11 protein-coding genes are annotated in these 14,537 nt (G+C 59.6%); 4 read left to right on the top strand and 7 right to left on the bottom strand.

Going from position 1 to position 14,537, the window contains the following annotated elements; genetic code table 11:
* Nucleotides 1-330 precede the first annotated feature (330 nt).
* Entirely contained in the window at nt 331-3,774 is a 3,444-nt protein-coding gene (locus IVB27_RS05395; RefSeq protein ID WP_247441972.1) for an AAA family ATPase, read from the top strand.
* 360 nt (nt 3,775-4,134) lie between these two features.
* On the opposite strand, the gene IVB27_RS05390 is transcribed toward IVB27_RS05395, so the two are convergent.
* Nucleotides 4,135-5,043, bottom strand: a complete 909-nt coding sequence (locus tag IVB27_RS05390) for a LysR substrate-binding domain-containing protein (RefSeq protein WP_247369498.1) — start codon at nt 5,041-5,043, stop codon at nt 4,135-4,137.
* Nucleotides 5,044-5,150: 107 nt separating this feature from the next.
* Here IVB27_RS05390 and IVB27_RS05385 point away from each other — a divergent pair, with 107 nt between their 5' ends.
* Nucleotides 5,151-6,527: an FAD-binding oxidoreductase gene (locus IVB27_RS05385; RefSeq protein WP_247410852.1), complete on the top strand. Its 1,377-nt coding sequence runs from the start codon at nt 5,151-5,153 to the stop codon at nt 6,525-6,527.
* Between the two features lie 497 nt (nt 6,528-7,024).
* Here IVB27_RS05385 and cysK read toward each other — a convergent pair whose 3' ends face one another.
* On the bottom strand, nt 7,025-8,074 hold the full coding sequence (gene cysK / locus IVB27_RS05380; protein WP_247441968.1) for a cysteine synthase A: 1,050 nt from the start codon (nt 8,072-8,074) through the stop codon (nt 7,025-7,027).
* Between the two features lie 546 nt (nt 8,075-8,620).
* On the opposite strand from cysK, the gene IVB27_RS05375 reads away from it, so the two are divergent.
* Nucleotides 8,621-9,613: an ABC transporter substrate-binding protein gene (locus IVB27_RS05375; protein ID WP_247441966.1), complete on the top strand. Its 993-nt coding sequence runs from the start codon at nt 8,621-8,623 to the stop codon at nt 9,611-9,613.
* Nucleotides 9,614-9,742: 129 nt separating this feature from the next.
* Here IVB27_RS05375 and IVB27_RS05370 read toward each other — a convergent pair whose 3' ends face one another.
* The 5 genes from IVB27_RS05370 to IVB27_RS05350 form a co-directional block, all read right to left on the bottom strand.
* Complete coding sequence (locus IVB27_RS05370; protein ID WP_247441963.1) at nt 9,743-10,072, bottom strand: GcrA family cell cycle regulator; 330 nt, start codon at nt 10,070-10,072, stop codon at nt 9,743-9,745.
* Between the two features lie 39 nt (nt 10,073-10,111).
* On the bottom strand, nt 10,112-10,288 hold the full coding sequence (locus IVB27_RS05365) for a hypothetical protein (protein WP_247441961.1): 177 nt from the start codon (nt 10,286-10,288) through the stop codon (nt 10,112-10,114).
* Nucleotides 10,289-10,446: 158 nt separating this feature from the next.
* Nucleotides 10,447-10,746 (bottom strand): hypothetical protein, encoded by a 300-nt coding sequence (locus IVB27_RS05360; protein WP_524536463.1) that lies wholly within the window; start codon nt 10,744-10,746, stop codon nt 10,447-10,449.
* A 171-nt stretch (nt 10,747-10,917) separates the two neighbouring features.
* Complete coding sequence (locus tag IVB27_RS05355) at nt 10,918-11,133, bottom strand: dodecin family protein (RefSeq protein ID WP_247341002.1); 216 nt, start codon at nt 11,131-11,133, stop codon at nt 10,918-10,920.
* A gap of 315 nt (nt 11,134-11,448) precedes the next feature.
* Entirely contained in the window at nt 11,449-11,736 is a 288-nt protein-coding gene (locus tag IVB27_RS05350; RefSeq protein ID WP_247441958.1) for a hypothetical protein, read from the bottom strand.
* Between the two features lie 2,104 nt (nt 11,737-13,840).
* Here IVB27_RS05350 and IVB27_RS05340 point away from each other — a divergent pair.
* On the top strand, nt 13,841-14,537 hold a 697-nt coding region (locus tag IVB27_RS05340), incomplete at its 3' end, for a DUF1254 domain-containing protein (RefSeq protein ID WP_247441957.1).

Below are 14,537 nucleotides of genomic sequence, written 5' to 3'. Positions count from 1 at the left end.
TTCCGCGTCCGTAGTTCTCCGGGCATCAACGAGTTTCGGTTGAGCAATAGCAATGGGAGTGCCGCTTTCATCCCGTCGAACCAGCAACTTCAGCTCATGTGAAGTTGCCGACCTCCACTTACACAGCCGCTATGTCTGCCTTCAGGAGATAAGCCGACACCAGGTCAAGTCGGCGCGGAAGTCAGCCTGTGGCCCTTCTGAGACATGCCGCCGGCTAGGTAAAATGTCCGCGTTCATCGGCAAAGCCGACAACGTGGTGCTCGCACCGAGTTCTTCTCAGTTCGACCCGATTTGTCATTTCGGCCCCTGATGGCTCCATTGGTAGATTGAATGCCGGCCATCCTGGGCGGTAAACTGGCCGCGCGTATTTGCGAGATTGACACGCCAACTGTCGCCCCGGTCCCGAAGCTGGGTCGGGCAAACAATCCGCGCGAGGCCGCCATGCAGCAAGTTGCGGACTGGCTTAAAAAGCTCGGCGTGTCCGAGTACGCCGAACGCTTTGCCGAAAACGGTGTCGAGCTCAGCGTGCTCCGCGATTTGACGGATCAGGATCTTAAGGACCTCGGGGTCTTGCTCGGCCATCGCCGCAAGATGCTACGTGCGATAGCCGAACTGGATGGCGTCGACAACGGAACACCCAAGCCTACTGCTGCAACTCTTCAACCGAACGATACCGCCGAGTTCCGCCAAGTCACAGTGATGTTCTCGGACCTTGTGGGTTCGACGGCGCTCTCCGCCCGCATGGACGCGGAGGACCTGCGCGAGGTAATTTCGGTATATCAGAACTGCGTCGCCGAAACTGTGAGCCGCTTCGGCGGATTCGTGGCGAAGTACATGGGCGACGGCGTGCTGATCTACTTCGGCTACCCGCAGGCTCACGAAGATGACGCAGAGCGAGCGGTACGCGCGGGGCTGGAGTTGGTGAGTGCCGTAAGTAATCAAAAGACCCGGGCGGTACTGCAGACGCGGGTCGGCATTGCCACCGGGCTAGTAGTGGTCGGCGACCTGATCGGGTCGGGCTCTGCTCAGGAGCAGGCAATCGTTGGCGAGACGCCGAACCATGCGGCACGCTTGCAGGGCATTGCAGAACCGAACACGGTCGTTATTGCCGAAAATACCCGCAAGCTGCTCGGCAATCTATTCGAGCTTGAGGACCTCGGAGTAAAGGATCTGAAGGGCATACCGGTGCCTGCCAATGCCTGGGCGGCACTGCGACCGGCTTCAGTTGAAAGCCGCTTCGAGGCTTTTCACGCGACCGGGCTGACGGAACTTATCGGGCGGGAAGAAGAACTCGAACTGCTGCTACGGCGCTGGTCGAAGACAAAAGCCGGCGAAGGCCAAGTCGTGTTGCTTTCGGGCGAGCCCGGCATTGGCAAATCGCGGCTCACGGCTGCGCTTTTGGAACGCCTTGCCGGCGAGCCGCACACGCGCCTGCGCTATTTCTGTTCTCCACAGCATACCGACAGCGCGCTCTATCCCTTCATCCACCAGATGGAACGTGCCGCCGGACTCGCGTACGACGACTCCCCGCAAGCGAAGCTCGACAAACTCGACGCACTGCTCGCGCAGACTTCGACGTCAGCCCAGGACGCGGCACTCTTTGCCGAGATGCTGTCGCTCGCGAACGATGACCGCTATCCGGTGATCGAGCTGACACCGCAGCAACGCCGGCAACGAACGCTGGAAGCACTCGCCGCCCAACTAGAGACGCTAGTGCGAGCGAATCCGGTGCTAATGATCTTCGAGGATGTGCACTGGATCGACCCGACGAGTCTGGAAGTGCTTGGTCGGGTGGTGGACCAGATTCCGACCTTGCGCGTGTTGCTGAGCGTGACGTTTCGGCCGGAATTCAATCCACCCTGGATCGGCCGGTCTTACGTGACCGCCCTCACCATCAATCGGCTAGGTCAGCGCGACATCGATGCCATAATCGAGCATCTTGTCGGCAACAAGGGTCTGCCGGCAAGCATCCGGCAGGATATCATCGAGCGCACCGACGGCATTCCCCTTTTCGTGGAGGAAATGACCAAGGCGGTGATGGAGTCGGAGGGCGAGGGCGAAGCGCGGCGGACAGCCAGCGCGGTTCCGCCCCCGGCGCTGGCGGTCCCCGCAAGCCTGCACGCGTCGCTTATGGCGCGGCTCGACCGGCTCGGCGCGGCCAAGGAGGTGGCGCAGGTCGGGGCGGCGATCGGGCGCCAGTTCTCCTACGCCCTGCTGGCTTCGGTGGTGCGCCAGCGCGAACCAGAGCTGGGATCGGCGTTGGACCGTCTCATTGCGGCTGGCTTGCTGTTCCGGCAGGGCGCGCCGCCGCGTGCGACCTACCTGTTCAAGCATGCCCTGGTGCAGGACACGGCTTATGGCACTCTTCTACGCAGTCAACGCCAGGAGTTGCATGCCCGTATCGCCAAGGTGCTCGAACAAGAATTCCAGGAGACGATCGGGGCGCAGCCAGAGACTTTAGCTCATCACTACTCGCAGGCAGGCCTGGTCGATCTCGCGATCGAGTTTTGGAGACGCGCCGGAGCGCGCAGCGCAGACCGATCTGCTCATCACGAGGCGGTCGGTCATTTCGGATGCGCGCTCGATTTAGTGGGAAAGCTGCCGCCGAGCCATCAGCGCGATGAGCGTGAGCTGGGTCTGATGCTTGCTCTCGCGGTATCCCTGATCGCGGTCCACGGCTTTGGGTCGATACGTTTGGAGGAGTGTGCTGTTCGGGCCAAGGAACTTTCGGACAAGCTCGACGAGTCGCAGAGTCGCTTCGCCGCGCAACGGATCGCATGGAATTCCAGCCTGATGCGCCAGCCGCTTCCGAGGACGGCGGCTTTGGCAAGAGACTTGGTCGGCTTGGCAGAAGAAGACGGGAATCCGGCAAAACTCGCCGTGGCGCATCGGGCATCAGGCTACTCGCTACTTATTGCAGGCGAATTCCGAGAGGCCGCCGAAACGCTTGCTCAGGGAGCGACTATCGCCGACACAATTCCGGAGGGCGAATTCGCGATTTATGGCGAGCATCCAAGCATGGTTTGCCGAGCCTATGGCGGGCAGGTAAAAATCTTGATGGGTTTCCCCGAATCCGGGATGAGGCTGATTGAGGCGGCCGTAGCGCATGCGCGCCAGCAAAATAACGCGCACAGCCTTGCCTGGGCGCTCGGCGTTGCCGCGCACGTTTCTCAGTCGCAGCACGAGCCTGCGGCAACGGCCCGCTTCGCATCGGAAGCCATTGAGACGGCGCGCGAGCACCGCATGCCCCAATGGCTGGCTCTCGGTGAGCGATGCAAAGGCTGGGCAATTCATCAGCTCGGCGATTTCGAGGGCGGCCTGAATCTCCTGCGACAGGGCGTGAGGCGATGGTACGAAACCGGAGCCGTCCTGCACACCACCCACACCGAGATCTGCTTGGCGGAGAGTTTTCTCCTGCAAGGTCACGCCGTGGCGGCGCGGTCCTATTTGTCAGCCGCGCGAGCGCATTGCGCGAGTTTTGGCGAAAACTATCTCGCGGCGGAAATGGATCGGCTGGACGCTTTGTTGCTTCAGTGCGAGGGCGCACCTACTGACATGGTAGAAGAATGCCTGGCCAAGGCCATAGAAATGGCCCGCCAGCAGGAAGCTAGACTTTTTGAGCTCCGTTCCGCCACAGCGTTAGCCCGGGTAATAGCCGAACACCATGAACGGAAGGCACGCGATATTCTCGCGCCAATTTACAATTGGTTCACCCAGGGGTTAGGTACTTCGGACCTGAAAGACGCAAAGGCGCTCCTCGATCGGTTGAAGTGATGCAGTTTGTTCAGCTCCTCGCCGGCTCACATTTGTTCCTCCGCATCTGCGCATCGCCGGTCCACGCTGGCGCCGCCACGACTCCGCGCCAATGTGGGTCATCCAGGCTACCCCGGGTCCAACGCACAACCGGGCTCTCGCGCACCGCACTTGCTCTCGCTCGCTCCGTTTCATTCAGTGCGGGTCGGTGCATTCAAACACCGATCCAAACTCGCAATGACTGCTTATGAACCCGGAAGCGAAGTCGGCGCACGCCTTATCGAGGTCCGCTTAGCCGGGCACAGCGGTCGAGATTTGCCCACGCTGAGTTCTTCGCATTCTGAAGCCGAGCAAACATTTCGAAGGCGCAGAAGAAGCGGATTAAGCATTTGACTGCAACCACTCTGAGAAGGTTCGGATGGTCTTCGCGCGCGGATGGCTTGGCCTACTGACCACATGGAAACTATAGCCAGACAAGCTCAACTTGAACGCTTTCACGAGCGTACCGGCGGCGAGTTCGTGTGCGACGAGCACATCACTGAAAATCCCGACTCCCTGCCCCGCGATCACCGCCTCGATGGCGTGCAGTTCCTCCCGGAAACTCAAGTGCTGCATATCCTTGAATTGGGGCACTTCGCGCCACCTGCGCTGGGCCACGGCAAACCATCTCTGCCATGTGGGCGGCTCACGATCGGCCGGCGACCAATAGGAGTGAATCAGAACGTGGTTTGCGAGGTCGACTGGTCTCTTCAGGCGTCCCGTTGAAAGCAAACGCGGATTGCAGACGGGCCAGAATGTATCGCTGAAGAGATCATTGACGATCCCGTCCGTCGGCAGTACTCGGCTAGTCGCATAACGAATGGCGACATCGCCATCGCCGGCGTGCAGATCGAGCACGGTGTCCGTGCCGATGACTTCCAGCGGCACATCGGGATGCAACTTCCGCCACGCGGGCAGGCGGGGCACGAGCCAGCGGCTGGCGAAAGCATTCGTTGTCGTCACCCGAAGAGGCTGTTGGTCGGTATCCCGCCTGACGGCCGCGATTGCGGCGGCAAACACCTCAAGGCCGCCGCGAATGGCGGGAAACAGCCGCGCTCCGGCATCGGTGAGCGAAAGAGGTCGGGGTCTGCGGCGAAACAGAGCGCGGCCACAATACTGCTCAAGCAGCACGATTTGATGGCTGATCGCGGTTGGCGTCACGCCGAGTTCTGCCGCGGCCTTCTTGAAGCTCAGATGGCGGGCGGCAGCTTCAAAAGCGCGGAGCTCGATCAGGGGCGGCAGCTTGTGCATGCGGCTAGTCTAGATGAAACCAATTCATCTTCACCTGAATTCTTCGGGTTTGCTCCGAGAGGGCCGCCGATTGAAGATATAGCCGGTTGAATTGAGGAGACCGTGTCATGTCGTCCATCACATCTGTCGCGAGCGCCGCCGCCGACCTTAGCGCCTCCTTCGGAGGACAACTGCTCAAGCCAACGGACGAGGGCTACGAGGAGGCGAGAAAGGTCCACAACGGGTTGGTCGACAAACGGCCAGCGTTGATTGCCAGATGCCGCAGTGTGGCCGACGTCGTGGACGCCGTCGCTCTTGTGATCAAGCTCGGCCTCGAGGTCGCGGTTCGTGGCGGCGGCCATAACGTCGCGGGACGCGCGACCATCGACGGCGGGATAATGATCGACCTGTCCCCAATGAGGGGCGTCCATGTCGATGCTGTCGGCAAAACCGTACGCGCGCAGGGCGGGGCGACTTGGGGCGATGTCAATCGCGAGACGCAACTTCACGGCCTCGCGGTCACCGGAGGTGTGGTCTCGACCACGGGTATCGCCGGATTGACCCTCGGCGGAGGACTCGGCTGGCTGATGGGCAAGTACGGCCTGGCATTGGATAATTTGCGCGCTGTCGAACTCGTCACCGCCGATGGCAAGGTCTTGCAGGTCAGCAAGCAAGAGGAACCCGATCTGTTCTGGGCCATCCGCGGCGGCGGCGGAAACTTCGGGATTGCCACCAGTCTCGAATACGACCTTCATGCAGTTGGGCCAATCATTACCGGCGGCCCCATCGTCTACTCTATCGATCGCTCCCGTGACGTGCTCGAATTCTTCCGGGCCAGCACGCGATCGCTACCGGACGAGCACACGCTGTTCGCAACCCTGACGCATGCGCCCGACGGGTCCGGCGCAGAGGTAGCTGCCTTGGTCACCAGCCATTGCGGTCCGGCAGCGGAAGCCGAACGAGCCGTGCAGCCGCTGAAACAATTCGGGGCTCCGATCTTGGACGCAATCGGGCCGATGCCCTATTGCCAGCTCAACAGCATGCTCGATGCCAACTACCCCAGAGGCGCCCTCAACTATTGGAAGTCCAATTTCCTCAGTGAGCTGAGTGATGGTGCGATTGCGACCATGATCGAATGTTTCGCGCGCTGCCCGACACCCATGGGGCAGCTGCTTCTCGAGCACATCCACGGCGCGGCGGCCCGTGTCGATGCAAGGGATACGGCGTTTCCGCATCGGCAAGAAGGCTACAACTTCCTGGTGCTCGCGCAATGGATGCAGCCGGACGATACGAGGCAATGCATCTCCTGGGCACGCGAAACCTACGAAGGCATGCGACCCTTCTTCTCCTCCGGTCGGTATGTCAACTATCTCGACGATGACGAGGTGGGCGATCCCGTAGCTGCCGCATATGGACCGAACTACCGGCGTCTGCAGCAGATCAAGGCTAAGTATGATCCGAACAATTTCTTCCGCATGAATCAGAACATCCGGCCGCTGGCCTGATCCAGGTGAGGGCATTTCGTCCCTCTCATCTTGGTTCAGGATGTCAGTGGAAGGCCGCTACGCTGCGGCCCGGTTCTATAGTTGGTCTGGCGTGCTGATCCCGAAGGAGGACTCGAAAATGGCTGTCGTGTGCCGACCCGCTCGCATGGACGACTTAAAGCGAGCCGACGAGATCGTGGTCGCCAGCATCAATGAACTCACTGAACGGCGGGGTTTCGGAAAGATGGCATCCTCTCACCCTCCGAAATTTCAAGGTTTCTCGCTAAGGGACGATACCGAAGGTCTGGCGCCGTGTCATGATAGCAATCTGTGCGAGAAAAGCACGAAACGTCTGCGTTTGGCCCATTTAAGACGTCCTACGATCTCCGCCATTCAGTCGCGATCAGCAGTACACCGGACATGTCGCAGACACCGTACTACGGCGGCTTTTGATCCAACCAAGTCATGCGGTGATGTCCACTTTCAGCTGATTCAGTGCAGGATTGCGTCCCGAACAACTATGGCTTGAACTGAGCAGTCGGCGTGGAGCGCGATATCTTGAGCTCTTCCTCGTTCATGTCGGCAGAGACATCCGCGAAGAGTGGCGTGCTAAGATAACGTTCACCGGTGTCAGGCAGCATGCAAAGAATATTTGCGCCCTTCTCTGCTTGGGCTGCGACCTTCAGCGCACCCGCCATGGTTGCGCCCGAGGTGATGCCGACAAAGATGCCTTCCTTGGTCGCAAGCTCCTTGCTGCATCGAATAGCATCGGGGCCGGGAATCGGCAGAATCTGATTGATGACCTTCATCATAACGGCGTCCCCGGTCAGCTTCGGAATGAAATCAGGTGTCCAGCCCTGCATTGGATGCGGCTTGAAATCCGGATGTGGCGCCGCCGGCGTGCCATCCGGGTTCCGCTGCTGCTCGATACCGCTGCCCAAGAGCTGCGCTTCTTCGGGCTCGCAGACGATGATCTTGGTTTCGGGGCGCTCCTTAGCGAGCACCCGCGCAACACCCTTCAGTGTGCCGCCGGTTCCGTAACCGGTGACCCAATAGTCCAGTCGTTCTCCTGCGAAATCGTCCAGAATCTCGAGCGCCGTGGTTTTGGAGTGGAAGTCGGGATTGGCTTCGTTCTCGAATTGCCGCGTCATGAACCAGCCGTGCGTTTTGGCAAGCTCGATCGTTTTGTTGATCATTCCAACGGCCCGATCGGCCGCAGGCGTCACGATGACCTTCGCACCCAGAAATCGCATGAGCTTGCGGCGCTCGATGCTGAAGGGCTCGGCCATTGTGACCACCAGCGGGTACCCCTTGGCGGCGCAAACCATCGCAAGTCCGATTCCCGTGTTGCCGCTGGTCGCCTCGATGACGGTTTGACCAGGTTTCAGATCCCCGGATTTCTCTGCGGCTTCGATCACGCCCAGAGCCAGCCGATCCTTGACCGAGCCGAGCGGATTGAAGGCCTCAACCTTCACGAACAAATTGACTCCCGTGGGAGCGAGACGATTGATGCGCACGACGGGTGTATGGCCGACCGTCTCAAGGATGGTTTGATATCTGTGGCCCATGCTACCTCCTGTGTCGTACTTATTCTGGGAAAAGCAAACTGGCGCGGGTTAACCGGCAAAGCATACCCGAACTGAATTTTCCGGCAATCGGGCAGAGCTTGCATAAGGCTTCTTTCGCGGACATCAGGCCGGGCCGGCATCGATTGGGTCGGCGGAAATGACCTGAAACGGCTCGTCACGAGACGACTCAGGCGCCTTTGGCGAAATGCAATACCAAGGCGGCACACATTGGCATTCCCGCCTGACGGGCGCGATTCATGTGTATGGGGGCGATTCTCGACCCCACGCATAGAAGCGAGTGGGATCCGGAAACCCTCCTGAAGGACGGTTCGATCTTGAGCGCGCCGTCCGCCGCTTTGAAGAGGCGAACGAAGTTTTTTCAAACAAAAATGGGCGCCACGACGGATAGCCGATTGGCCGCTTTTGGACCCGGAACGGACATTGGGTCGCAGCGTCTGCGATCGATTTGGCTGTCGTTTCTCACCTGCCGCCCGTCGCAAATTGTTAGGATTGAGGCGTCGAAGAGGTTTCCCTAAGGGGGAATACATGCGACGGCGCGAGTTCATCACGCCATTCGGCGGCACGGCAGCAACGTGGCCACTTGCCGCGCGCGCGCAGCAACCGGCAAGGCGGGTCTACCGGGTGGGATACCTCTCGATCTCGTTTCGGGAGCGAACGATCCGCTATACTGAAGCGTTCGAGCAAGGCCTGCGGAGCCTCGGCTACCACGTCGGCGAGAATGTCATCATCGAGTATCGCTTCGCAAACGGCGATATGGGACGTCTGTCCGGGTTTGCGGCGGAGTTGGTCGGGCTTGGTTTGGACATCATCATGGCCACCGGAGGCAATCCGAGCGTGGTTGCGGCCATGAAGGCGACCACAGCCATTCCAATCGTGATGACCAGCGCTATCGATCCAGTCGCTACCGGGCTTGTCGCCAGCCTGGCGCGCCCCGGCGGCAACGTCATTGGCGTCGTCGCGGATGCGGGCGGCGAGATTTTGGGCAAACGGTTTGAGTTGCTGAAGGAAGCTTTGCCCGACCTCTCGCGTCTGGGCATCCTGTTCAATCCGGACGTTGTGGCTACTCGCAACCGGCAGACGGCGATTAGAGGGGCCGCCGAGGCGCTGGGGTTGACGATTATTCCTACCGAAGCCAGCGCGCCGGACGCATTTGAACAAGCGTTTGCACTAATGGTGAGGAAGCGCGCGCAGGCGTTCGTCATGCAGGGAGATACTGTGCTGTTCAACTATCGCGACCAGATTGCGGACATGGCCATTGAAAATCGGCTGCCAGCCGCCTCTCTCCAGAGAGAGTACGCGGAGGCGGGCTTCTTTCTAACCTACGGAGCCAGTTCCGAAGACTATTATCGTCGGTCCGCCGCCTTCGTCGACAGGATCTTCCATGGCGCGAAGCCTGCCGACCTTCCGGTGGAGCAGCCGACCAAATTCGAATTGGTCATCAACATCAAGACTGCGAAGGCGCTTGGGCTCACTGTGCCGCCCTCGCTCCTCGTCCGCGCGGACGAGGTAATCGAATAGCTCTTCCTGCGGTGCATGAGTCCGTTTGTGGCCCCGAAGTAGACGAAGGCTTGGGAAGGTACACAACAGCCGAACCCCTCGAACTGGGCCAGACACTGACGGAAGCGCAAGGACGTTCGTGGTGAGCTCTTAGCCAGTGTTTCTGACCGCCTCAGCCAGAATGGCGTAAAGCTGCTGCCTGGTGAATTCCTTGGGCTGCTCCCTCTCTGCTGTCCTCAACGACACCTTCTGTGCGACTGAACGGGCGCAGGCTGCCGACGACGTCGGTCTCAGCTTGGGGGCCGGCCTTATCTTGGGCCGTGCTGTGGGCGACTTGTGGCCGCGCTTCAGGCTCAGTCGGGTCAGCATGCCGCAGACCGCGTTACGACTGCACCCGAGACGGCGCGCAATCTGCGCCGCGCTCTGTCCTGCGGACCAGAGCTTTTTGAGAAGCGCTATGTCTTTCGCATCCCAGCCCATGGCAGATACTATAGCGCCGACTGCGAGACACGGGCTAGTCTAGTCTTCGTCCGGCTCGCGCACGACCGCCGGTTCGTCAGCATCATCTTCCTCATCGTCGTCTTCGTCCTCCTCGTCTTCATCGGGATCCCGGGGCGGCATCGCGGTGCCCACAAGCATGAGCGGTGTCCAGCCGATCGCTGTGGTGGAAAATGCTTCGGAGGTGTGTTGCTTCATGTCGTTACTGCTCCTCGAAAAGCACGCCCGTCGAATATTCCTGGCGGGCGGCACGCGCATGTCCAGGACGCGAGCGTGCAAACGCGAGGGTGACATCAGGTCGATTACAAGAGCAAGGCGCGGCACCCGCCACGCCAGTGGTGACGTTTGCCGCTACTTTATACCTGAAGACCCTCCAGCTCTATGTTCACCAAAACCTCGCCGGTGGTAACTTCGGGAACCCCAAGATCAAGGTCATGTAGACTCGCCTGAACAAACGCCAGTATCTTGGCGTTTGCTGCGTTGGCGCTTTCGCGGTCGTCAAATATCATCACGGCGATACCGACACCGTCGCCCGCATCCAGCACATGGTAAGATCTGAATCCCAGCGATTGCCTCAGGATCTCACCGACGCCGCTCTTGGCGCGACGAGCGGCGTCCGCTACCGAACGAACCTTGGTGTACTTGCGAATGACCATGTACATGGGGCCACCACGCGCCACACGCCCCCTCGCATCAAAGCATATCGGTCCCAGTCGGACTAGGGCCAACTTCCGGGATGGGCCACAGCGTCCGGTTGGGCGGACCGCGCAACGCCCCTTTTCCAATGAGCCATCCTCGCCCCGTAAGTGGGGGCGAGGTGCCGAGGCTCAGGAGCCCTCGAATTTGAACGATACGTTGAGCTTGGCGCGATAGGCCTCGACTTTTCCCTTGTCATCCAGTTGCATATCGAGCTTGACGACCTCTGCAATGCGAAGATCTCGGAGAGATTTTGCAGCTTGCTCGACCGCATTGGCGGCCGCCTTCTCCCATGAGTCGGTGCTGGTACCGATCAGTTCAATGACCTTGTAGACGCTATCGGGCATGTCGTTCTCCTGTTCGGTATGAAGCAGGAAGCAGGTGCTCCCTGCCGTTGTGAAATCTAGCATCAGGATATCGGCGCTGATACGACACGATACGGACTCGGACGTCGCCCGGGGTCGATAAAGGACAAACTGCATTTGGCGGGCATGGCGGCCTTTTGGCCCATCAGCGAAGTTGCTCCTTGTCTGGCGGAGGTCCGCTCATACCGCCATTGCAGGCCAGATTTGCTCAACCTGAGTTCTTCTCATTTTGACCCAGAGCAGAAGTAGTAGATGGATGTCCCTCTCTTCTTAGAAGGCGCGACACAGGGAAGGTCGCTACGCTCGATCTAACTCGACAAGATATGCTAAGACCAAGTCTTCGGTCTGAGCTTGGTTAGCAGCATTTCGATAGATGACAATCTCGGCTTCGTCAGCTCTGCGAACTGTCAACTTGGCCGTCGAGGAGCAAAGCGGGAGGCCGTTCGATGTAATCGTGGTCAAGTCATCACGAACCCACTCCTCTTTGCACAACTCGAAGGCTTCCCGGAAATTCTTTGCCTCGAACGCGAAGATAGCTTTGCCGTCAACGTTCATCGCGAATACCGAGCCGGAGAAAACAGTCATTGACACTCACCTTTCATCAGTATCGACAACCGACGGCGCCGCGAGCGTTTTGCTTCGCTTCACATTTGCTCACGAACTGGCCGCATTTCGCGAGGCGTCCAGTTACTGTAACCGGCCTCTTTCGGCCCGCAAGCAATGTCCGCTTCGTGGTTAAACGTCCGGCGATACAAGGTCGATGACGGCTTTTGACCAAAGAGGATCTTGATGTGGCGCAGCCGCGGTTCGCAATCCGTTCTCGTTGCCGACTTGTTCTCACTCGCTGCCCCGGTACTGGCCTCTTTCCGAGCGCGGTGGCTTAGCTTAATTTCAGCAGTGGCCTAGTTTGCTCTATGCTATTTTCGCTTGCGTCCCGGAACAAGCTGGCCTGAACGTCCATCAATGAAAATAAATGATCCAATCAAGGGGATTGGTCATGGGCATCGCGAGAATGCACTCTCCGAAGTCACTCGCGGGACCGCGCGGAGGAATTACGCGCCAAGGCAAACAACTGCGCATATCCTGAAACGCGGGATGCTCTTCGCATCGTTGCTAAGAGCTACGACGGCCTCGCGCGGAGCGCTGAGGAATCCGACGTACCGCTGAAGCTCGCCTGGTAGCTGAGGAGTGTGCCGACGATCAGCGCGAGCTAGAACGGAAGCTCCGCGGCCAGATGAATTAACGCCTCGCCAATGTGCTTCCGAGGCCCGCGCGAGAAGTCGGCGGCTTTCGTCCATCCGCTCCCGCGTTTCAGCGATGGCAGACCTAAGCAGTTCCGCCTCCAGTCGTATCTTCCGCACAGCTTCCTCGTCGCTAGCGCGGCGTCATCGTTTTCCATGCGCGCAGGATGAGGTCGATACCAGCCACCCGCAATATCCCATGATAAAGGGGCTTTAGTTGGCGGCCCCTTTTGTCGCACTTCTGCTCGTGGCCCATTGTGACCTCGGAGCCTATCCGCCCTCGGCCGCTGTTGGCGGTAAACCGGACCGCAGGCGGCAAGCCGCTGATAAGTACATCCCCTAGGCCGGAGGGCTCCAAAAAGCCCCCTGAAGAACCGCGTGCAGCTCTTCGTGATCGACGGCGAGGCCGCGGTGCTCGGCGTAAACGGCGTCTCCGAATTCAACGCGCTGCATTCATGCAAGCACGACGCGGAGGTGCACCTTTAGGCCTTCGATATCATTGCGCTCGGCGGCGAGGATCTGACCAGGTGTGGCTACTACTCATGTCGCCTGCTGCTGTCGCTCAGGCCCGCCGCGCGTCGCATCATCCCTATTCATCAGCAGAGCATTCATCAGCAGAGCGGCAGGGGCGGTTCATGGTGCGCACATCACTCAGGGCAAAGGCGGTACTGCGCTCGATCCAAGCCCTGAGTTTGCCAAAGCGATTGTTTAACGTTTCACAGGCGGGCCGCTCTTGTTTCCTGGAAGTCCCTTGATGTTAGTCGGATCCTGCTGTTGCACAGTAGGGTCACCCGCTGAGCCGACAGTGCCTTGCCCGGGGGGCGGTCCGCTCTTACCGCCGGGCGCACCGCTGATGCCGGCGCCTGAGTTGTGCGCACTAGTGGCGGCTGCAGCACCACCTAGGCCAGGTTGCCCAGGCGGGTGCGCTGCGGCGCCAGGGGACTCCTGACTTCCGACGTTTCCAGACGCGCCAGAGTTGTGTGTCTTTACGCCCTTATCTGTCTCGGTTTGCAAATTCTGGTTGGGTGCCGCTTGCTGGGCCATGGCGGGGCCTGCGGCCAGGGCAGAGGCGACGATTACAGCCGATAATATCTTCATGCGCTTCCTCCGTCGTTATCTCCTGCCTTAACAACCCGCGGGTGGCCCAACATTTCCCACCAACGGCAAATAAGCCGCGTGCTCCGCCCCTGTAACTCCTTTAGATGGGGCGAAGCCCTTGTCCGAATTGGTAATCCAGATCGTGCGACGATGACCGAGAAGTTGATCGGTCATTTACCGCAAGGAAGGTCCGGTCGTGGCCCGAACCGGACATTGCCGCCGCCGAAATCGCATTGTGCGAGTGCGCGTCTTTGCTACACTCATTGATTGAGGCGCCGGGGTCGCCACTTCAGTTTTGTGGGAAATCGCACGCCTTAGTCGTAGCAAATCCCCTTCGCGGAGTGCTCAACATGAACTTTCGCGGTGCGTTGAAGTTCGGAGCCGTCACTTTGCTATTTTTGTCCGCAGCTGCGCTGGCCCACGCACAGTCGCCCAAGATGAAGATGACCACCGAAACACCTCCGTACCTCGTAACGCCGAACACGGTCGAAACGCGGATCGGTACGCTCAAATTTACTGATGGCTTCCCCGACGAAGCTACAGCGGCGAAGGTCTACGACAACCTCGATTTTCAACGCGGCGTTCAAGCATACCTTGCTGCGTTGCCCGCCGTTTCGATTGAAGCGTTTCTTAAAGGCTTCGCCGAGTTTGGAGCCGTCAATCAGACCGTTTTGATCTCAGAGCAACTTTTGAACGCCAAGTCGCTGTTCCTGACTGCCAATACAACCACACCCTACACTTTGCTCTATCTGAGCACGAAGGATGGTCCGCTGGTCGTGGAGATTCCGCCAGAGGTGCTTGGCCCGATCGATGACGCCTGGTTCCGATGGGTTAGCGATGTTGGCATCACCGGTCCAGATAAAGGTAAAGGAGGCAAGTACCTGTTGCTGCCGCCCGGCTACACGGGCGCGGTCCCTGATGGGTATTTTGTGGCGCGTCCGCGCACAGTTGGAAACCTGCTGTTCTTCCGCACCTTCTTGAGGGACGGCGATCCCAAGCCCGGCGTGGATAACGTAAAGAAGAACCTGAAAGTTTATTCGCTCAGCC

It is taken from the genome of Bradyrhizobium sp. 197, from assembly GCF_023073375.1.
In the GTDB taxonomy this organism is placed as follows: Bacteria; Pseudomonadota; Alphaproteobacteria; order Rhizobiales; family Xanthobacteraceae; genus Bradyrhizobium.
The sequence above is the reverse complement of the archived record's forward strand: the minus strand, read 5'-3'. Positions and strand labels throughout refer to the sequence as shown.